Here is a 19,051-nt window from a genome sequence, read left to right as displayed (position 1 = left end):
GAGCGGCCGTGGAGGCCGGCGCAACGGGATGTTCCACGCCGGTTGCCCGCGCGGGCGTGATCGTGGAGCCTTACGGCCGGGGATGCCGGGGAGATGCAGGATGCGCACTGGATGGATCACCGTGGCCTCGGGCCTGCTCGTCGCGATGACGGCGACGCTATGGACCGGCGCCGCGCAGGCGGGACTGCCTGAAACACCACGGCCACGGCAATACACCGTCGCCGACGGGCTTCCCTCGAACCGCATCAACGGCATCGCGCAGGACCGCGCCGGCTATCTCTGGATCGCGACCAGTGACGGACTCGCGCGCTTCGACGGCGTGGGTTTCCGCGTCTGGCGCGTCGAACAGGGCCTGCACGACAACTTCGTCTGGGCGGTGCATGTCGATGCGCACGACCGCGTGTGGATCGGCACGCGCACGGCCGGGCTCGCCATGCTCGATGCCTCGCGCGAGCACTTCACCTCGTACGACCGACGCACGCCGAACGTCGGCGGCGTCGAGATCTGGGCGATCGAATCCACGCCCGACGGCAGCGTCTGGTTCGGCACCGCGGACGCCGGGCTGCATCGCCTGCACGAGGGCCGCATCGAACGTTTCATGCCGGTGCCGGGCAATGCGCGCAGCCTGCCGGCGCCGGACATCCACAAACTCGTCGTGCAGCGCGGAACGCTATGGGTCGGCACCAGCAACGGCATTGCGCGGTGGACGGGTCGCGACTTCGAACGCGACGACGCATCGTCGCTGCCGTCGCCCGTCATTAACGGCATGACGCCGGATGCGGACGGCGGCCTGTGGATCGGTACGCCGCACGGTCTTGTCGAACGTGATGCGCGGGGCCGGATCGTCGCGCCGACATGGACATCGACGGGTGGCCAGCTGCTGCAGATGCTGCTGCGCGATCGCGCCGGCACGCACTGGTTCGACATTCCGCAAGGTCTCGGCGTCGAAGGCGAGGGCACCGTCGCGCCGGTCGCGCTCTACAGCGCCGCGTCGCAGGGCCTGGTGCGGCCCGCATGGGTCGACGCGCGCGAAGATCACGAAGGCGGCCTTTGGTTCGCCAGCAATACGAACGGGCTCTGGTACCTGCCGCCGCGCTGGCGCCAGTTCTCCGTGCTTGCGCGGCGGCTGGATGATCCGAAGTCGCTCGCTAACGCTCAGGTCAACGGCATTGCGCCGTCGCGCGACGGTTCCATCTGGCTGGTCGGCAGCGGTGGCGTGCTCGATCGTTTCGACAGCGAGACCGGCGCCGTCCAGCACGTGTTCGGCGACGTCGCGCAGGGCGTGATCCTCAACGGCGTGATCGAGGACCGCGACGGTCGCGTGTGGGTGACCTATTACGACGGCATCGCGCGAATCGACCCGGCGACGCATGCGATCCAGCGTTGGGCCGCGGCGATGCACGACGGCGCACTGCCGGGCGAAGCGCCGTCACTGCTGCAGGGCGACGACGGCCTGATCTGGACTGCAGGCGAGGGCGGCGTGCAGGCGCGCGAACCGAACGGCCGCGTGCGCGCGACGCTGGCGCCGGGCGATGGCCGCGGCCTTGCGCGTGGCACGACCGTCAATGGACTGGTACGCACGCCGAACGGCGCGGTGTGGATCACCACGTCGACCGGCCTGTACTCGATCGACAGCGCGAGCATGAAGGCCGCGCCGGTTGCAGGCGTCGACGCATCGGAAGTGCACGGCGTGGCGTTCGATGCGACCGGCGAGCCATGGCTCGCGCGCTTCGGTGCGGTCGAGCACTACCGCTTCGACGGTGCGCGCCTCGTGCGCGTCGACACCCTGGGTGCGGATGTCGGCTTTCCGCGCATCGCCCCGAGCGGGCTGGTGGTCGATACGGCAGGTCACATCTGGGCGACGACCGTACGCGGCCTGGTGCGCGTCGATCCTGTTGCGCGGCGCACGCGCGTCTACGGCGTGCACGATGGATTGCCCAGTCAGGAATTCGCCGGTGCGCCGATCGCGCGTCCCGGTGACGGCCGAATCCTCGTGGGATCGCCGGAAGGCCTGGTCGTGTTCGATCCGGCCGTCGTCCGGCCCGAAACGCGCGCGCCACGCTTGCAGCTCGAAGTCGTCGACGTGAACCATGGCGGCAGTCGCGTAGCACTCGATCCGAACAGCAGAATCCGCATCGCGCACGACGACCGCGACCTGCGCGTGCGTGCGCGCCTGATGGCGTTCAACAACGCCGGCGCGAACGGCTACCGATTCCGCCTGTTCGGCTTCGATCGCGGTTGGGTTGACGTAGGCGCCGATGGCGAACGCGTGTTCTCGCAGCTTCCGCCGGGCGATTACCGGCTGCGGATCATCGCTCGCACCGCCGACCAGGTCTGGTCCGCGCCGCGCGACATCGCCTTCGTCGTGCGGCCGCCGTGGTGGCAGACGTGGCTCGCGCGTGGGGTGTTCGTGCTGCTCGGTGTCGTCGCGCTGGTCGCATTCGCGATCACGTACCGCGCGCGCCTGCGTCGCCGCCATGAGCTTGATCGGATGGAGCACGAGCGCATGCTGGCGGAAGAATCGTCGACTGCGAAGACACGCTTCCTCGCGACCTTCGGCCACGAAGTACGCACGCCGATGACGGGCGTGCTCGGCATGACCGAACTGCTGCTCGACACACCGCTCGATGGCACGCAGCGCGGCTACGTCGGCGCGATCCGTGGTGCTGGCGAACACCTGTTGCGGCTCCTCAACGACGCACTCGACCTCGCGCGCATCGAGTCGGGCCGCCTCGAACTCGACGACGCAGCGTTCGACCTGCACCGCGTGCTGCACGACGTGGCGTCGCTGGTCGGTCCGCTGGTCCGTCGACGCGATCGCACGTTTGCGCTCGACATCGCGGACGACGTGCCGCGCGGCGTGCGCGGCGACTGCAACCGTCTGCGCCAGATCCTGTTGAACCTGCTCGGTAACGCCGAGAAGTTCACCGAACGCGGCGGTGTGACGTTGCGTGTCGAGCGACACGACGCCGGCCTGCGTTTCAGCGTGATCGATACCGGCCCTGGTCTGTCGGCCGAGCAGAGCGCGAAGCTGTTCCGTCGTTTCCAGCAGGCCGACGGTGCACGCACGACCGCGCGCTACGGGGGCAGCGGGCTCGGGCTGGCGATCAGCACGGAGCTCGCGGAAGCGATGGGCGGGCGAATCGGATTGGAAAGCACGCCGGGCGTCGGGTCGACATTCCACATCGACCTGCCACTGCAGGAAGTCGCACTGCCCGACGACGCACCGGACGCGACGTCGATCACCGCGCCGCCGCGTGCGCTGTCGATCCTGCTGGTCGAGGACGACCCGATCGTCGCCGACGTCGTCGCCGGCCTTCTGCGCGCACAAGGTCATCGCGTTCTGCACGTACCGCACGGCCTTGCCGCACTTACTGAAGCACGTGTCGCGAGGTTCGACGTCGGTCTGCTCGATCTCGATCTTCCCGGTCTCGACGGCTTCGCGCTCGCGCGTCAGCTGCGCGCACATGGGTTCACCGCGCCGTTGGTCGCGGTCACCGCACGCGCCGACCCGGAGTCCGAACCGCGCGCGCGCGACGCAGGCTTCGACGATTTCGTACGTAAGCCCGTGACCGGCGCGATGCTCGCGTCGGCACTGGCTCGCGTGGGTAGGGGGATTCCAGCATGACCACGACACAACTCATCGGGCTATGCGCGTGGTTCGCCAGCGTTCTCGTCGTCACCACGCTGATCGCGCGCGCCCGGCGTCGAGTCGACGGCGATGCGCTGTTGCTGATCGAACGCGCCGGGCCGAATCCCATGGTCGCGTTGCTGCCGATCTTCGCGATCGGAGCCGTCGGCTACGTGTTGTTGACGATGGCGCGCCCGCACCACCGCGCGCTGATTGCCGTAGCGCTGGTCGTCGTCGCAATGCTGGCCAGCGTGCTCACCGCGCAGGTCGGACACCGCCGCATGCAGGCGTCCGGCGTGCCGATGACGTTCCTCTCGACATGGCGCCGCGCGCAGGTCGCGTCGCTGGCGCTGTTCGTCGTCGGCTGCGCTCTGGTGTTCTGGCCCTACGTCCGCCTGCTCAGCGCGCGCTGAGCTCGTGCACGGCGTCGACCAGAACGGCGACGTGTTCGGGATTCATGTCGGGCGACATTCCGTGGCCAAGATTGAAGACGTGCCCTTCGCGCGAGCCGCCGTTGCCCGCCTTGTACGCATCGAGTGCGCGACCCACTTCGCCGCGGATCGCCTCGGGCGACGCGTACAACGTCACCGGATCGAGGTTGCCCTGTAGCGCGACGCGGCCGCCCGTGCGACGCGCGGCATCGCAGAGATCGACCGTCCAGTCGACGCCCACGCCTTCGGCACCGGTGGCAGCGAGATCTTCGAGGTAGGCGCCATTGCCCTTGCCGAACAGGATCAGCGGCGCGGCCTCGTCGCCTTCGCCGCGCGGCAGTTCGCCGGCGATGCGTTCGAGGTAACGCAGCGAGAACTCGCGATACATCGCTGGCGACAGCACGCCACCCCAGGTATCGAACACCTGCAGCGCCTGCGCGCCGGCGACGCGCTGCGCGTCGAGGTAGGCGATGACTGCATCGGTGGTGACGTCGAGGAGGCGGTGCATCGCCGCCGGGTCGTTCAACGCGAGCGCCTTGACGCGCGCGAAGTCCTTGCTGCCGCCGCCTTCGACCATGTAGCAGGCCAGCGTCCACGGGCTGCCCGAAAAGCCGATCAGGGGAACGCGGCCGCCGAGTTCGCGACGGATCAGCGATACGGCGTCCGTGACGTAGCGCAATTCGGTGCCGACGTCGGGCACGGCGAGCTTGGCGATGTCGTCGGCGGTGCGCACCGGGCGCTCGAACTTCGGGCCTTCGCCTTCGACGAAATACAGCCCGAGCCCCATCGCATCCGGCACGGTGAGGATGTCGGAGAACAGGATCGCGGCGTCGAGCGGGAAGCGCTCGAGCGGCTGCAGCGTCACTTCACACGCAAGCTCCGGGTTCTTCGCCATCGCGAGGAAGCTGCCAGCGCGCGCGCGGGTGGCGCGGTATTCCGGCAGGTAGCGACCAGCCTGTCGCATCAGCCACACGGGCGTGCGATCAACCGATTCGCGGCGGAGCGCGCGTAGGAAGCGATCGTTCTGGAGCGGGGCGTAGGTCATGGAAACGTCGCTTCGAGTCGGAAAGGTCGGGCGGAACAGGGGCGGTGGTGCGGGTGCTTTGGCGGCCGGCGACACAAGGCGTCGCATCGTGCCTATCGCTGATGCATTGGTGGCGACACATTTCCGGTTCGGACTGTCCTGTCCGACCGAACGTGCGGGCGCACCGTGTCGGCTGCCCGCCCGGATGCAGCCCGTCAGCGCGGAGCCGCGCCCTCGGCGAACATGAGCTGGAAACCGCGCTTGATCTGGGTGTCGCGCGCATTTTCGAGCGCCGCGATCGCCGACTGCTGGTCGAGGTACTGCTCGCGGCGCACGGTGCTCTTGCCGCCAATCTGGCCGGTCTCGCGCACGAGCGTCCACCCGCCGAGCAGGTCGGCCTGGAGCATGAGCTGGACGAAGCGCGGCGCTTCGCGGCCTTCAGGGCGTTGTTGCAGGAGCAATCGCATCGGCGGAATTGTAGCCGCGCGACCGGATATTCGGCTCCGACGGGGATGAATGCGTCCCTTTTGTTCGTCATCCGCCCGTCGGGCGGAGCCGCATGGCGAGCGTTCGCCATGCGCGACCGACGGTCCGCTCAGCCGGCGGCGAGGACGTCCAGCACCGCGGCATCCGGCACCTCGCGCACGATCCGCCCGTGGCCGGCGCCGTCCCACAGGATGAAGCGCAGCCCGGCGGCGTCGGCCTTCTTGTCCAGCCGCATGCGATCGAGCAGGGCGGACGGTTCGAGCCCGGCCGGGATGCGGGTCGGGAGCCCCAGCGACGCCAGTAGACGCTGAAGGCGTTCCGCGTCGGCGACCGGTGCGCGGCCCAGCGCTGCCGACAACCGGGCCGCGAGCACCATCCCGACCGCAACGGCTTCCCCGTGCACCAGCCCGCCGGTCGCGCCCGCATAGCCCTGCTCGGTCTCGATCGCGTGACCGAAGGTGTGGCCAAAGTTGAGCAGCGCACGATCGCCGCGCTCGAACGGGTCGCGCGCGACCACCTCGGCCTTGTAGCGGCACGAGCGTTCGACGGCCTCGGCTGTCGCCGTCGCGTCACCCGACAGAAGCAGATCGACGCGCGCTTCGATCCAGTCGAGGAAGCCGGCGTCGAAGATCGCGCCGTACTTCACGACCTCGGCGAGTCCTGCGCGCAACTCGCGCGGTGGTAGCGTCGCCAGCGTGGACGTATCGGCGATCACGGCCGACGGCGGATGGAACACACCGACGAGATTCTTGCCGGCCGGCAGGTCGACCGCGGTCTTGCCACCGACCGACGAGTCGACCATCGCCAGCAGCGTGGTCGGTAGCTGCACGACGTCGATGCCGCGCATCCAGCACGCGGCGGCGAAGCCGGCGAGATCGCCGATCACGCCGCCGCCTAACGCCACGACCGTACCGTCGCGAGTCGCGCCCAGCGCCGCCAGCGCATCGATCGCCTCGCGCCAGCGGTCGAGCGTCTTTTCCGACTCGCCCGGCGGCAGTACGAGCGTCGCGATGTGCGCGTCAGGCCGGATGCGTCGCAGCGTTGCGTCGAGCACCGGCAGGTAGAGCGGCGCCACGTTTGCGTCGGTAACGACGAGCACGTGCCGGCCGCGGATGGCCGACGCGAGCGCGTCCCCGTCGGCGATCAGGCCGGCGCCGATGTGGATGGAGTAGGGGCCGCGCGGACTCTCGACCTCGAGGTGGCGCGGCGCGGTGTCGCTTGCGGTGACCGGTGCGCTTGCATGCAGCAACTCGGCGACTTCGTCCGCATCGAGCAATGCCGTGTCGATACGCAGGTCCGCGATCCCGGCATACAGCGGGGTGCGACGTGCGGCCATGTCGCGCAGCACTTCGTCACGGTCGGCACGCGCAAGCAACGGACGGTCGGTCGCATCGCGAAGACGACCAAGCTGCGACGCGATCTCGGCATGTAGATGCACGACCATCGCCGACTCGCGCATGCGGCGGCGGTTCGCTTCATCGAGTACCACGCCGCCGCCGGTCGCGATGACCACGCCATCGTTTGTTAGTGCGTCTGCGAGCGCGCTCGATTCGAGCTGGCGGAACGCGGCCTCTCCGTCGGTTGCGAAGATGTCGGCAACGCGGCGTCCAGCCTGCGCTTCGATCAGCGCGTCCAGGTCGACGAAACGCAGCCCGCGTCGCGCCGCGAACAGCGCGCCCACGGTCGATTTGCCTGCACCGGTCGGACCGACCAGCACCCAGTTGCGCGAACGGTTCATGCGTCGATTGTAGGCGGAGGCCGCAGCCTGGCGACGTCGTCCGGGTCGGGGCGTCGTTGCGCGTCGAGATGGACGACGTGTTGCGCGATGCTGGGCAGCGTCGCAATAGCCCGGCGGCTCGTGCGTTCGAACAACTGCACGAAGCGGTCGATCTCGCTGCGACTCATGCCCCCGACGTCCGGCCGCGCGTCGCGCAACGCGCACTCCTGCTGCCAGCGCCACTCGGGCACGACGTCGAAACACGGCGGCGCGAGCCAGAGCAGATTCGGCAGCCGCGACCACAGCTTCGGGTAGTCGCGGCCAAGCGCGTGGTTGCAGTACGTGCGCCACGCACCGTCCGCATCCTCGTCGCGTTCCACTGCATTCAGTGGCATCGCGAGCGTGGTCGCATCCTCCGCCGGGACCTTGAGGCACCAGCCCTCGACGATGGCCAGGTCGCAACGGTCGACATGTAGCCAATCGATTTCGGACAACCGGCGATCGGTGAGCTTGTCGAAGCGCGGCACGCGCACGGCGTAGTCGCCCCGCAATGCATCCAATGTCTCGATCATCAACTCGACGTCATGCGTACCCGGCGGCCCGCGCGTGGCGAGCAGCGGGTGCACATCGCGGGCGAGGGCGAGGCGCTGCGGCCGGTCGAGGTAGAAGTCGTCCAGCGACAACGCGACGACACGCAGTCCGCGCGACGCCGCGAGGTCGACCATCCGCGCCGCCAGCGTCGACTTACCGCTCCCCTGCAAGCCCGCGATCGCGAACAGGCGATCCCGCGATGCGAGCGCCACATCGAGCAGCCGCTCGACGAATGCGGGGTCCGGTCCGTCGACGTGCAGCGCATGGGCCATGCCCGCACAATAGCGCCATGGAAACGCATGCCCTGCTTGCCGAAGCCCTCGCCACCTTTGAACGCCTGTTCGTGCAGGCCGCGGAGGCCGGCGAGCCCGATCCCACGGCGATGTCGCTGGCGACCGCCGCGCTCGATGCGCGCCCATCGGTGCGCATGGTGCTGCTGAAGGCGCACGACGCGCGCGGCTTCGTGTTCTACACGCATGTGGAAGGCCGCAAGGGCCGCGAGCTGCAAGCCAATCCGCAGGCCGCGTTGCTGTTCCATTGGCCGCGGCTGCGCAATGGCGTGCAGGTGCGGATTGAGGGCGACGTCTCGATCGTTGCCGATGAGGAAGCGGATGCCTACTTCGCTTCACGCGCGCGCGGCAGCCAGCTGGGCGCGTGGGCGTCGCTGCAATCGGAGACGCTGGATTCGGTGGAGTCGTTCGAGTCGCGACTGCAGCAGGTCGAGCGCGAATTCGCCGGTCGCGACGTGCCGCGTCCTGCCGGCTGGACGGGCTTCCGCGTCAAGCCGCGCCGCATCGAGTTCTGGTACGGCGCGCAGTACCGGCTGCACGAGCGCTGGTTCTACGAACGCGACGCCGCCGGCGACTGGAGCAAGCGGATGCTCTATCCGTGACGGTGCGCAGCGGCCCGCGCCGCATCGTCTGCCTGACCGAGGAGCCGACCGAAACGCTGTACGCGCTGGGTGAGGACGATCGCATCGTCGGCATCAGCGGCTTTACCGTGCGGCCGCCGAAAGCGCGCAAGGAGAAGCCGAAGGTCAGCGCGTTCACCAGCGCGAAGATCGACGAGATCCTTGCGCTGTCGCCGGATTTCGTTGTCGGGTTTTCCGATATCCAGGCGGATATCGCGGCGGAGCTGATCCGTCGCGGCGTCGAGGTGTGGATCAGCAACCATCGCAGCGTCGACGGCATCCTCGACTACATCCGTCGCCTCGGCGCGCTGGTCGGCGTGGGCGATCGCGCAAACGCGTATGCCGATTCGCTGGCGCGCGACCTCGACGACATCCGTGCCGCCGGCCGCGCGCTACCAACGCGGCCGAAGGTCTATTTCGAAGAGTGGGACGAGCCGATCATCACCGGCATCCGCTGGGTCGCGGAGTTGATCGACATCGCAGGCGGTATCGACCTGCTGCCTGCGCGGTCGGTCGAGTCGCTTGCGAAGAACCGCATCATCGCGGACGACCGCGAAATCATCGACGCGGCGCCGGACATCATCATAGGTTCGTGGTGCGGCAAGAAGTTCCGGCCCGAGCGCGTCGTCGCGCGACCCGGCTGGCAGGACGTGCCGGCCGTGCGCGATGGCGAACTGCACGAGATCAAGTCGCCGCTGATTCTCCAGCCCGGTCCTGCGGCGCTTACCGACGGTGTGCGCGAGATCCAGCGCATCGTGCAGGCCTGGGCGGCGAAGCGCCTCTGACGCTCAGCGCGGGAAGAAGTCCCGCGTGAACGACATCGTCGACGTCGCGCTGCCGTAGCGCACGGTCACGTCGAACTTCAGCGTTTCCGGTGGCGCGATGTCGACCGTGCCGACGTGGTCGACCAAGTCGCCGACGCGCACTTCGCGCAGATCGATCGACTGCGCCGCGCCGCCGACGGGCGCGACGGTCGCGCTGATGTCGACCTTCGACGGCGGTGCGTCACCCTTCGCATCGCGCGGGCTGACCAGCAGCATCGCGGAGCGATCGGATCGCTCGAGCCCGTATTCGCGTGCGACCGCTTCATCCAGCGTCGACGTCTGCACCACGCTCGCATGCACGACCACATCGCCGACGCGCGCTTCTGCTTCCTGCGATGCGGTCGACGTCGATGCAGTCACCGGCGGCGCATCGCTACTGCACGCGGCGAGTGTCAGCAGGGCGATGGCGAGAGCTGTGTTGCGCATGCGTTCGCTCAATGATTCGCCCCGGAGAGTTCGCGGCCGCGTTCGGTGGCGCGTTCGATCGCGCGTTCGAGCAGCGCTTCGAATCCACCAGCCTGCAGCGTCTCGACCGCCGCCTGCGTGGTGCCATTGGGCGAGGTGACGCGGGCGCGCAGCACGTCGGGTGTTTCGCCCGGCTGCGCGAGCATCGCCGCGGCGCCAGTAATCGTCTGGCGCACGAGAAGCGCGGCGGTCTCGCGCGGCAAGCCCTGACGCTCAGCCGCGGCCTGCATCGCCTCGGCCAGTAGAAACACATAGGCCGGGCCGCTGCCGGATACCGCGGTCACCGCGTCCATCAGCGATTCGTCGTCGATCCACGTCGTCGGGCCGCCGGTGCGGAGCAGGGCGGAGGCGGTGTCGCGCTGCTCGGGCGACACGGCGTTGGTCGCGAATAGCCCGGTCACGCCCTGGCCGATCAGCGACGGCGTGTTGGGCATTGCGCGGACAATCGCGCGCCCGCCGCCCAGCCAGCGGTCGAGCTGCGACGCGGTGATGCCGGCAGCGATCGAGATCACCAGCGGGTTCGATGCGGCGACGTGCGCCACCGATTCGCAGACGTTGCGCATCACCTGCGGCTTCACCGCGAGCAGCCAGGTCGATGCGCCGTCGACCGCATCCTTCGCATCTGCGACGGCATGCACACCAAAATCGCGGGCAAGCGCATCGCGCAATGCGTCGACCGGCTCGGCGACGCGGATCGTCTTCGGGTCGCGGCCCTGCGCGAAGAGTCCGCCGATCAGGCTGCGCGCCATGTTGCCGCCGCCGATGAAGGCGATCGTTTGCGTTTCGGACGCGTGCGTCATTGGCGACTCCGGTTCGTGGGGCACGGCAGGATAGCCGGCGCAATGCGTGCGCATCACTGCATCTGCCTGCGGTGGCGGCGTTCGCGCCAGAGCATGGTCAGGCTGACCGCGCCGAACACCAGCGCGATCGAGAGCATCCCGAACGCAATCATGAGCAGGCGCGCGCCGGCGCGACAGCCCGGTTCCATCGCGTCGACTGCACTCGGGCCGCACTGGCCGAAGCCGATCGACGCGGCGGTGATCGCCGCGATCAGCACGAGCAGGCCGACGCCACCAAACGCCGCGGCGATCCAGAACGTAACGACGATGCGGTGCAGCTTGTGCGTCATGGATCAGGCCTTTGTCGGACGGGCGCCGAACAGCGCGGACCCTACGCGGACCATGGTGGCGCCTTCGGCGATCGCGAGCGTGTAGTCGTCGCTCATGCCCATCGACAGTGTGTCGACGGATGGGTGCTTCGCCCGCAATGCGTCGAACAGGCGGCGGGCGGTGCGGAAAGCGGGACGCCGCGCTTCCGGGTCCGGATGCGGCGTCGGAATGATCATCAGGCCGCGAAGCGCTAGCCGCGGCTGCGACTCGACGGCCGCAGCGAGCGCCGACACGTCGTCCGGTCGGCAGCCGTGTTTGCTGGTCTCGTCGTCGATATTGACCTGCAGCAGCACGTTCAGCGGCAGCTGATCGTCGCTGCGATGGCGGGCGAGGGCATCGATGATCGACGGCCGGTCGACCGTCTGCACCCAGTCGAAGAGGGCTGCGGCCTCTTTCGCCTTATTGCTTTGCAGGTGGCCGATCAGGTGCCAGACGCCCGGCTGTGACAGGCCCGCCGCATCGAGCTCCTGCCGCTTGCGCATGGCCTCCTGCACGTAGTTCTCGCCGAAGTCGCGCTGTCCGAGGGCCGCCAGTTCCGCGATCGCAGTCGCAGGTTTCAGTTTTGAAACGGCGACCAGCGTCGGTACGGGGCGTTGTGCCGCGGTGGCCGCGCTATAAAGGCTTTCGGAGACCTCGCGGAGGGCGTCGGCGAGCACGTCGGTGACCTCGGAAACCGGCCGTTGCCGGGGCGTTGCGGGGCCCTATACTGCCCCGAGGGGGTCCATGCGGCCAGACCGCATGGATTCGGGGCTCGATCGCTTCACGGGGAAACGCATGGATATCGCCGAGCTGCTGGCCTTTTCGGTCAAGAACAAGGCGTCGGACCTTCATCTGTCGGCAGGACTGCCGCCGATGATCCGCGTCGACGGCGACGTCCGTCGCATCAACATTCCGGCTCTGGAACACAAGCAGGTGCACGCGCTCGTCTACGACATCATGTCGGACAAGCAGCGTCGCGACTTCGAAGAATTCCTCGAAGTCGACTTCTCGTTCGAGATCCCGGGCCTGGCGCGCTTCCGCGTCAATGCCTTCAACCAGAACCGTGGCGCGGCGGCGGTCTTCCGTACGATTCCGTCGGAAGTGCTGACGCTCGAAGACCTGGCGACGCCGCCGATCTTCCGCGAGCTGATCAACCAGCCGCAGGGCCTGATCCTCGTCACTGGCCCGACGGGTTCGGGCAAGTCGACCACGCTCGCGGCGATGCTCGACCACATCAACAAGAACGAGTACGCGCACATCCTCTCGGTCGAAGACCCGATCGAGTTCGTGCACACCTCGCAGAAGTGCCTGATCAACCAGCGCGAAGTGCACCGCGACACGCACGGCTTCAACGAAGCCCTGCGCTCGGCGCTGCGCGAAGACCCGGACTACATCCTGGTCGGCGAGCTTCGCGACCTCGAGACGGTTCGCCTCGCGCTGACCGCTGCGGAAACCGGCCACCTCGTGTTCGGCACGCTGCATACGAGCTCGGCCGCGAAGACCATCGACCGCATCATCGACGTGTTCCCCGCCGGCGAAAAGCCGATGGTTCGCTCGATGCTGTCCGAATCGCTGCGCGCGGTGATCTCGCAGGCGCTGCTGAAGAAGGTCGGCGGCGGTCGTACGGCCGCGTGGGAAATCATGGTCGGCACGCCGGCCATCCGTAACCTGATCCGCGAGGACAAGGTCGCGCAGATGTACTCGTCGATCCAGACGGGTCAGTCGGTGGGCATGATGACGCTCGACCAGCATCTGCAGGACCTCGTGAAGCGCGGCCTGATCCTCAAGGTGCAGGCGCGCGAATACGCGCGCGACAAGCGCCTGTTCGAATGACGTCGACGGCCCGCCTTCGGGCGGGCACCGCGGAGCGCGGGCCACCGCGCGCGCCGGGGGATACATCGCTGCGGTGGCCGGTCGCGGAGGCGGCTGCCTCGAGCCACGCGGAGAGTTAACGATGAGCATGTCCCCCGATACACCAGCGACCCCCGCCGCAGCCGGCGGTGGATCGATCGACTTCTCGTCGTACCTGAAGCTGATGGCGCAGCATCGCGCGTCGGATCTCTTCATCACGGCCGGCATGGCGCCGGCGATCAAGGTCAACGGCAAGATCACGCCGATCACGCAGCAGCCGCTGACGCCGCAGCAGTCGCGCGACCTCGTGCTGTCGGTGATGAGCCCGGCGCAGCGCGAAGAGTTCGAAAAGACGCACGAGTGCAACTTCGCGATCGGCGTCGCCAACGTCGGCCGCTTCCGCGTCAGCTGCTTCTTCCAGCGCAACCAGGTCGGCATGGTGCTGCGACGGATCGAGAGCAAGATCCCGACCATCGAAGAGCTGCAGCTGCCGGCGATCATCAAGACGCTGGCGATGACCAAGCGCGGCATCATCATGTTCGTCGGCGCGACCGGCACCGGTAAGTCGACGTCGCTGGCGGCGATGATCGGCTACCGCAACAAGAACTCGACCGGCCACATCATCACGATCGAAGACCCGATCGAGTTCGTGCACAAGCACGAGGGCTGCATCATCACGCAGCGCGAAGTCGGCATCGACACCGACAGCTGGGAAGCGGCGCTGAAGAACACGCTGCGCCAGGCACCCGACGTCATCATGATCGGCGAGGTGCGTACGCGCGAAGGCATGGACCATGCGATCGCATTCGCTGAAACCGGCCACCTGGTGCTGTGCACGCTGCATGCGAACAACGCCAACCAGGCGATGGACCGCATCATCAACTTCTTCCCGGAAGATCGCCGCAACCAGCTGCTGATGGACCTGTCGCTCAACCTCAAGGGCGTGGTCGCGCAGCAGTTGATCCCGACGCCGGACGGCAAGAGCCGCCGCGTCGCGATGGAAATCCTGCTCGGCACGCCGCTGGTGCAGGACTACATCCGCGAAGGCGAGATCCACAAGATCAAGGAAGTGATGAAGGAGTCGACCAACCTGGGCATGAAGACCTTCGACCAGGCGCTGTTCGAGCTCTACCAGGCCGGCGAGATCTCCTACGAGGACGCGCTTCGCTTCGCCGATTCCCAGAACGAGGTGCGCCTGCGCATCAAGCTCGCGCAGGGCGGCGACGCCCGCACGCTGGCGGCGGGGCTGGGCGACGTCGGTGTCGCCGATATTCGCTGAATCGGGCTTGGGTTGCGACGCGAAGGCGCCTACGGGCGCCTTCGTCATTTCCGGCGGCGGCGAGCGCTTCCATTCGCGCGGCGGGTGCGGGCATGATGGCCGCATGTCCTTGCTCGACAGCCCGACGCCGCTCGCGAACCAGCTGCTCATCGCGCTGCCGTCGCTGGCCGAATCCAGCTTCTCCAAGAGCGTCGCGCTGATCTGCCAGCACGACGAGGACGGCGCGCTCGGCATCGTCGTCAATCGGCCGTCCGAATACACGGTCGGCGAAGTGCTAAGCCAAATGGGTTTCGAAGGCGGCGGCGACGTGCTGCGTGCCCAGGTCGTGCTCAACGGCGGCCCGGTGCACCGAGAGCGCGGCTTCGTCATCCACGACGGCGGTACGCGATGGGATTCCACGCTCGCGATCGGCGATGATCTGTACCTCACCACCTCGCGCGAGATTCTGGAAGCTATGGCCAACGGATTAGGCCCCGATCATGCGGTGATTGCGCTCGGATGCGCCGGCTGGGGCGCCGGACAGCTCGAGCAGGAACTCGTCGCCGACAACAGCTGGCTGACCGCACCGGTCGATGCCACGCTGCTGTTCGACACGCCACTGGAAGATCGCTGGCAGGCGGCAGCGGGACGCATCGGCGTCGACATGTCGCGCCTGACCGACTACACGGGGCACGCCTGACATGACGGCCGCGACGACGGTTCTCGGTTTCGATGTCGGCGCGCGCAGGATCGGCGTCGCCGTGGGCAGCGCGCTCGGTACCGGCGCACGCCCGGTGGCGGTCGTGGACGTGCACGCGAGCGGGCCGGACTGGCCGGCGATCGATCGACTGGTGCGCGAATGGCGGCCCGACGCCTTCATCGTCGGTGATCCGATGACGCTGGACGGCGGCGACCAGCCCATCCGCAAGCGTGCACATGCCTTCGCCCGCGAACTCGGGCGCAAGTTCGGCAAGCCGGTGATGCTGGTCGACGAGCGATCGTCGTCGGTGGAAGCCGCGCAGCGATTCGCGGTGGAACGCGCGCAGGGCGGCAAGCGCCGGCGTGATGCGCAGATCCTCGACGCCGTAGCCGCCGCGGTCATCGTCGAGCGCTGGCTGCACGCGCCCGCCGATGCGGTCGAACTCGAAGCCTCCCTCACCGGATAAGCCATGCATCACCTGCTCACGCTCGACGGCCTGCCACGCGCCACCGTCGTCGAGCTGCTCGACCGCGCCCAGCACTTCGCCGAGCTGACTGGCGATTCGGATGCGCTTCGCGGCATCGCGGTCTGCACGCTGTTCTTCGAGCCATCGACGCGTACGCGCATGAGCTTCCAGCTCGCGGCGCAGCGCCTCGGTGCACACGTGCTCAACTTCGACGTCTCCACGTCATCCGCGCGCAAGGGCGAGACCGCGCTCGACACCATGCGCAACCTCGAAGCGATGGGCGTGCGCGGTTTCATCGTGCGGCATCACGACGACGGCGCCGTCGCGCAGCTCGCGGATGCCGCGAAGCCCGGCACTGCGCTGCTCAACGCCGGAGACGGCCGCAGCAATCATCCGACGCAAGGCCTGCTCGACATGCTCACGTTGCGACAGGCGAAAGGCGGCGATTTCTCGAAGCTGCGCATCGCCATCGTTGGTGACGTCAAGCATTCGCGCGTCGCGCGTTCGGACCTGCATGCATTGCGCGCGCTCGGTGCGGGCGACGTGCGCGTCTGCGGCCCGGCATCGCTACTGCCGGATGACGGCACGCTCGACGGCTGCCGCGTCACGCACGATATCGATGAGGCCATCGACGGCGCCGACGCGGTGATGACGCTGCGCCTGCAACGCGAGCGCATGGAAGACGGGCTGGTCGAGTCGCTCGAGGATTACCACCGCCATTACGGCATCACCGCGGAGCGCCTGCGACATGCGGCGCCCGATGCGGTGGTGATGCATCCGGGCCCGATCAATCGCGGGGTCGAGATCACCGACGAAGTCGCGGACGGCCCGCAGTCGCTGATCCTGCGTCAGGTCGCGAATGGCGTGGCGGTACGGATGGCGGTGCTGGAACGCCTGCTCGCGAACTGAAGCGAGCGCGGCACGTCGAACGTCAGGCAATCAGGCAGCGGCGGATTCGGACATCTGCGGCAGCGACGCAAGAAGCCCTGCGTCCTTGCGACGATCATCGGCCGATGCGGCGATCGACACGCTCGAAGCGATCTCGCCGCACTGTTGAAGCGTGTGCAGCATCGACAGCCGATCGGCATGCGTTAGCACGCGAACGAGCGGCGCTCCATCGTCGGTCGACATCGAAGCCAGTGCAGTGCATACCGAGTCGCCGAGCCGCCAATGCGCTGCAGCACGAGCGGACAACGTGCCCGCAAGCGCGAGAAATCGCGGGCCGAACGTGGCGTCGGCCGCAGCCTGCGTGATCAACGGACGCGGCATCATTCGCATCAGCGCGGATGCCCCGGTCGATGCGATCACCGACGCGAGCTGTGCTTCGCCGATGTCGCAGGCGCCGCGCGCCAACGTGCCGCAGAGCCACGTACGCGTTTCCGACTGCACGGCCAGACGGGCGCCCGATTGCGCGCCTTGTTGCGACGGATCGGCCTGCAGGATCGGGCGCATCACGGTGGTCAGCACGACATAACGCAGGCCGTCGCTGCCGACCGTGTTCACCGCCTGCGGCAATGCATTGATCGGCGCACCGCGACGGTAGTGCGCGCTGTTGGCGACGCGCACGACGTCGCCCGCAAGCGTGGGATCGCGCGCGAGCACTGCGGCGATCGCGTTCGCATCGACATCGTCGCGGCGCAGGGCGGCCAGCAACTGCGGCACCAGCGCGGGAAGGCGGGGCAGGCGTGCGACGTCGAGCCGCTGCATCTGCGTGTCGAGACGGTCAAGGATGTCGTCGGCCATGCCGTCGACGACCGGCGCATCCGCCGGCGTGCCGAACAGGTGCGCGACGAAGCGCGCGGCAAGTTCGGGCGATGCAAGTACGGTCGCGTCGGCTACTGCCTCGTCATCCATGTCGTTCCACACGTCGTCGACGACCACGGCATCGCCCTCGACGGACGGCGCAGCGGTCGGCGCGGGCGCGGGGCGGCCCTGCAGGCGCCGCAGCAGTCGCGTGATCATCGAGGTTCCCCTTGGTCGGCCGGTCCATGGACAGAGTCCGGGCTCACGGACATGGTAACGGCGGGCAAGGCCGTCACTTGAGCAGGAAGAAGGTCGCGAGCCCGAGGAACGAGAAGAAGCCCATCACGTCGGTGACCGTCGTGAGGAAGATGCTGCTGGCGAGCGCCGGGTCGAAGCCGAAACGGCGGAGGCTCACCGGGATCAGCACGCCGGCGATCGCCGCTGCGAGCTGGTTGATCAGCAGCGCGGCCGCGATGACGGCGGTGAGCCCCCAGTTGCCGAAGCGCAGTTGTACGACCGTGGCGAGGATGAGGCCAAGCCCGAGCCCGGTTAGCAGCGCGACCTTGCACTCCTTCCACAGCAGCGTCAGGTAGTTCGAATAGCCGACCTGACCGAGCGCAAGGCCGCGCACCATCAGCGCGAGCACCTGCGTGCCGGCGTTGCCGCCCATGCCCGCAACGATCGGCATCAGCACCGCGAGCGCGACGATCTGCTGGATCGTGCCCTCGAACTGGCCGACCACGTACGACGCGAGGAACGCGGTGCCGAGGTTGATCGTCAGCCACATCAGGCGCCGGCGCGTCGCGCGCGGCACCGGGCTGAAGAGATCCTCTTCCTCGTCGAGACCCGCCGCCGACAGCGCCTGGTGCTCGGCCTGCTCGCGGATGATGTCGACGACGTCATCGATGGTGATGCGGCCGAGCAGAATGTTGCTCTCGTCGACCACCGGGGCGCTCACCCAGTCGTAGTCCGAGAAGCGCCGTGCTACTTCGTTCGCCGTTTCGCCGACGCGGATCGCCGGCTGTTCGTCGTCGACCAGGCGGTTGATCGGCGTCGCCGGGTCCTGCGTGAGCAGGTCGGTCAGCGCGATGCGGCCGAGGTACTGGTGGCGTCGGCTGACCACGTACAGATGGTCGGTGTGCTCCGGCAGTTCGCCGCGCAGGCGCAGGTAGCGCAGCACGACCTCGATCGTGGTGTCGGTCCGCACCGTCACCACGTCGGGGTTCATCAGGCGACCGGCGGTGTCCTCCGGGTACGACAACACCTGCTCGAGGCGCTCGCGGTTCTCGCGGTCCATCGACAGCAGGACCTGCTCGATCACCGCGTCCGGCAAGTCCTCGACGAGGTCGGCGAGGTCGTCGATGTCGAGATCCTCGACCGCCGCGATGATCTCGTCCGGGTCCATCTCGGCCAGCAGGCCTTCGCGCACCTCGTCACCGACGTGCACCAGCACCTCGCCGTCGTCCTCGGCGTCGACCAGACCCCACACCACCGTGCGCTTGGCCGGCGGCAACGATTCGAGCAGGTTGCCGATCTCGGCGGGCGAGAGCGTGTTGACCAGGCGACGGACCGGACCGAGGCGCCCGCTGTCGAGCGCGTCCGACAGCAGCCTGAGCTGCCGCGCGGTCTTCTCGTGGCGGACGGATTCGGCCATGCGCGGCTTCCGGCGGGGACCTGTGCGGTCCGTGGGCGAGTCGCACCCGCCGGCGTTGAACGCCGCGATATGCGACCGAGGTCAGAGGTTCATGCGCACATTATCGCCGCTGGGTCGCGCGATGGACAATCGCTGTCGCACATCGGTGCCGC

The 19,051-nt window shown here is 68.2% G+C and carries 19 protein-coding genes and 1 pseudogene; 9 read left to right on the top strand and 11 right to left on the bottom strand.

The window, feature by feature from the left end; genetic code table 11:
* Window positions 1–100: 100 nt before the first annotated feature.
* Together ACVWWW_RS12050 and ACVWWW_RS12045 are read left to right on the top strand one after the other, a co-directional pair.
* On the top strand, window positions 101–3,628 hold the full coding sequence (locus ACVWWW_RS12050) for a hybrid sensor histidine kinase/response regulator (protein ID WP_036142060.1): 3,528 nt from the start codon (window positions 101–103) through the stop codon (window positions 3,626–3,628).
* Window positions 3,625–4,044 (top strand): hypothetical protein, encoded by a 420-nt coding sequence (locus ACVWWW_RS12045; RefSeq protein WP_027083334.1) that lies wholly within the window; start codon window positions 3,625–3,627, stop codon window positions 4,042–4,044. Before ACVWWW_RS12050 ends, ACVWWW_RS12045 begins: the two co-directional genes overlap by 4 nt.
* On the opposite strand, the gene hemE is transcribed toward ACVWWW_RS12045, so the two are convergent.
* The 5 genes and pseudogenes from hemE to ACVWWW_RS12020 all read right to left on the bottom strand — a co-directional run bounded on the left by hemE (window position 4,031) and on the right by ACVWWW_RS12020 (window position 8,152).
* Window positions 4,031–5,107: a uroporphyrinogen decarboxylase gene (gene hemE / locus ACVWWW_RS12040; protein ID WP_027083335.1), complete on the bottom strand. Its 1,077-nt coding sequence runs from the start codon at window positions 5,105–5,107 to the stop codon at window positions 4,031–4,033. The genes ACVWWW_RS12045 and hemE overlap by 14 nt on opposite strands.
* 194 nt (window positions 5,108–5,301) lie before the next feature.
* Entirely contained in the window at window positions 5,302–5,553 is a 252-nt protein-coding gene (locus tag ACVWWW_RS12035) for a WGR domain-containing protein (RefSeq protein WP_027083336.1), read from the bottom strand.
* 128 nt (window positions 5,554–5,681) lie between these two features.
* Window positions 5,682–6,737 carry a 3-dehydroquinate synthase gene (gene aroB, locus ACVWWW_RS12030; RefSeq protein ID WP_456998753.1) on the bottom strand — a complete coding sequence of 352 codons (1,056 nt, stop codon included), beginning with the start codon at window positions 6,735–6,737 and terminating at the stop codon, window positions 5,682–5,684.
* A gap of 96 nt (window positions 6,738–6,833) precedes the next feature.
* Window positions 6,834–7,310: pseudogene (locus tag ACVWWW_RS12025) on the bottom strand (shikimate kinase); the annotation flags it as partial.
* Window positions 7,307–8,152, bottom strand: a complete 846-nt coding sequence (locus ACVWWW_RS12020) for a hypothetical protein (RefSeq protein WP_051235244.1) — start codon at window positions 8,150–8,152, stop codon at window positions 7,307–7,309. The pseudogene ACVWWW_RS12025 and the gene ACVWWW_RS12020, both read right to left, overlap by 4 nt.
* 17 nt (window positions 8,153–8,169) lie before the next feature.
* On the opposite strand from ACVWWW_RS12020, the gene pdxH reads away from it, so the two are divergent.
* Complete coding sequence (gene pdxH, locus ACVWWW_RS12015; RefSeq protein ID WP_027083338.1) at window positions 8,170–8,772, top strand: pyridoxamine 5'-phosphate oxidase; 603 nt, start codon at window positions 8,170–8,172, stop codon at window positions 8,770–8,772.
* Complete coding sequence (locus tag ACVWWW_RS12010) at window positions 8,769–9,575, top strand: ABC transporter substrate-binding protein (protein WP_027083339.1); 807 nt, start codon at window positions 8,769–8,771, stop codon at window positions 9,573–9,575. Before pdxH ends, ACVWWW_RS12010 begins: the two co-directional genes overlap by 4 nt.
* Before the next feature lie 3 nt (window positions 9,576–9,578).
* Here the strand turns inward: ACVWWW_RS12010 and ACVWWW_RS12005 are convergent, their stop codons facing one another.
* Genes ACVWWW_RS12005 through ACVWWW_RS11990 form a run of 4 tightly spaced genes read right to left on the bottom strand, consistent with a single transcriptional unit; the run spans window position 9,579 to window position 11,904 of the window.
* Complete coding sequence (locus ACVWWW_RS12005; RefSeq protein ID WP_051235246.1) at window positions 9,579–10,040, bottom strand: DUF4426 domain-containing protein; 462 nt, start codon at window positions 10,038–10,040, stop codon at window positions 9,579–9,581.
* A gap of 8 nt (window positions 10,041–10,048) precedes the next feature.
* The gene (gene proC / locus ACVWWW_RS12000) at window positions 10,049–10,933 is read right to left on the bottom strand and encodes a pyrroline-5-carboxylate reductase (protein ID WP_456998707.1); all 885 of its coding nucleotides are present in this window, start codon (window positions 10,931–10,933) and stop codon (window positions 10,049–10,051) included.
* Complete coding sequence (locus ACVWWW_RS11995; protein ID WP_027083341.1) at window positions 10,933–11,208, bottom strand: hypothetical protein; 276 nt, start codon at window positions 11,206–11,208, stop codon at window positions 10,933–10,935. Before ACVWWW_RS11995 ends, proC begins: the two co-directional genes overlap by 1 nt.
* Window positions 11,209–11,211: 3 nt before the next feature.
* Entirely contained in the window at window positions 11,212–11,904 is a 693-nt protein-coding gene (locus ACVWWW_RS11990) for a YggS family pyridoxal phosphate-dependent enzyme (RefSeq protein ID WP_027083342.1), read from the bottom strand.
* A 118-nt stretch (window positions 11,905–12,022) separates the two neighbouring features.
* Here ACVWWW_RS11990 and ACVWWW_RS11985 point away from each other — a divergent pair, with 118 nt between their 5' ends.
* From ACVWWW_RS11985 to ACVWWW_RS11965, 5 genes are all read left to right on the top strand, one after another.
* Window positions 12,023–13,060 (top strand): type IV pilus twitching motility protein PilT, encoded by a 1,038-nt coding sequence (locus ACVWWW_RS11985; RefSeq protein ID WP_027083343.1) that lies wholly within the window; start codon window positions 12,023–12,025, stop codon window positions 13,058–13,060.
* A 127-nt stretch (window positions 13,061–13,187) separates the two neighbouring features.
* Window positions 13,188–14,357, top strand: a complete 1,170-nt coding sequence (locus ACVWWW_RS11980; protein WP_051235475.1) for a PilT/PilU family type 4a pilus ATPase — start codon at window positions 13,188–13,190, stop codon at window positions 14,355–14,357.
* A gap of 103 nt (window positions 14,358–14,460) precedes the next feature.
* Window positions 14,461–15,036: a YqgE/AlgH family protein gene (locus ACVWWW_RS11975; RefSeq protein ID WP_027083345.1), complete on the top strand. Its 576-nt coding sequence runs from the start codon at window positions 14,461–14,463 to the stop codon at window positions 15,034–15,036.
* A gap of 1 nt (window position 15,037) precedes the next feature.
* Window positions 15,038–15,502: a Holliday junction resolvase RuvX gene (gene ruvX, locus ACVWWW_RS11970; RefSeq protein WP_027083346.1), complete on the top strand. Its 465-nt coding sequence runs from the start codon at window positions 15,038–15,040 to the stop codon at window positions 15,500–15,502.
* Window positions 15,503–15,505: 3 nt separating this feature from the next.
* On the top strand, window positions 15,506–16,411 hold the full coding sequence (locus ACVWWW_RS11965) for an aspartate carbamoyltransferase catalytic subunit (RefSeq protein WP_027083347.1): 906 nt from the start codon (window positions 15,506–15,508) through the stop codon (window positions 16,409–16,411).
* Between the two features lie 30 nt (window positions 16,412–16,441).
* Here ACVWWW_RS11965 and ACVWWW_RS11960 read toward each other — a convergent pair whose 3' ends face one another.
* Both ACVWWW_RS11960 and mgtE read right to left on the bottom strand, forming a co-directional pair.
* Entirely contained in the window at window positions 16,442–17,464 is a 1,023-nt protein-coding gene (locus tag ACVWWW_RS11960) for an HDOD domain-containing protein (protein ID WP_051235248.1), read from the bottom strand.
* 73 nt (window positions 17,465–17,537) lie between these two features.
* Entirely contained in the window at window positions 17,538–18,899 is a 1,362-nt protein-coding gene (gene mgtE, locus ACVWWW_RS11955) for a magnesium transporter (RefSeq protein ID WP_027083351.1), read from the bottom strand.
* Window positions 18,900–19,051 lie beyond the last annotated feature (152 nt).

Source organism: Lysobacter sp. HA18, assembly GCF_054057595.1.
Note: the sequence above shows the minus strand (reverse complement) of the source record. Positions and strands in the feature narration are given on the sequence as shown.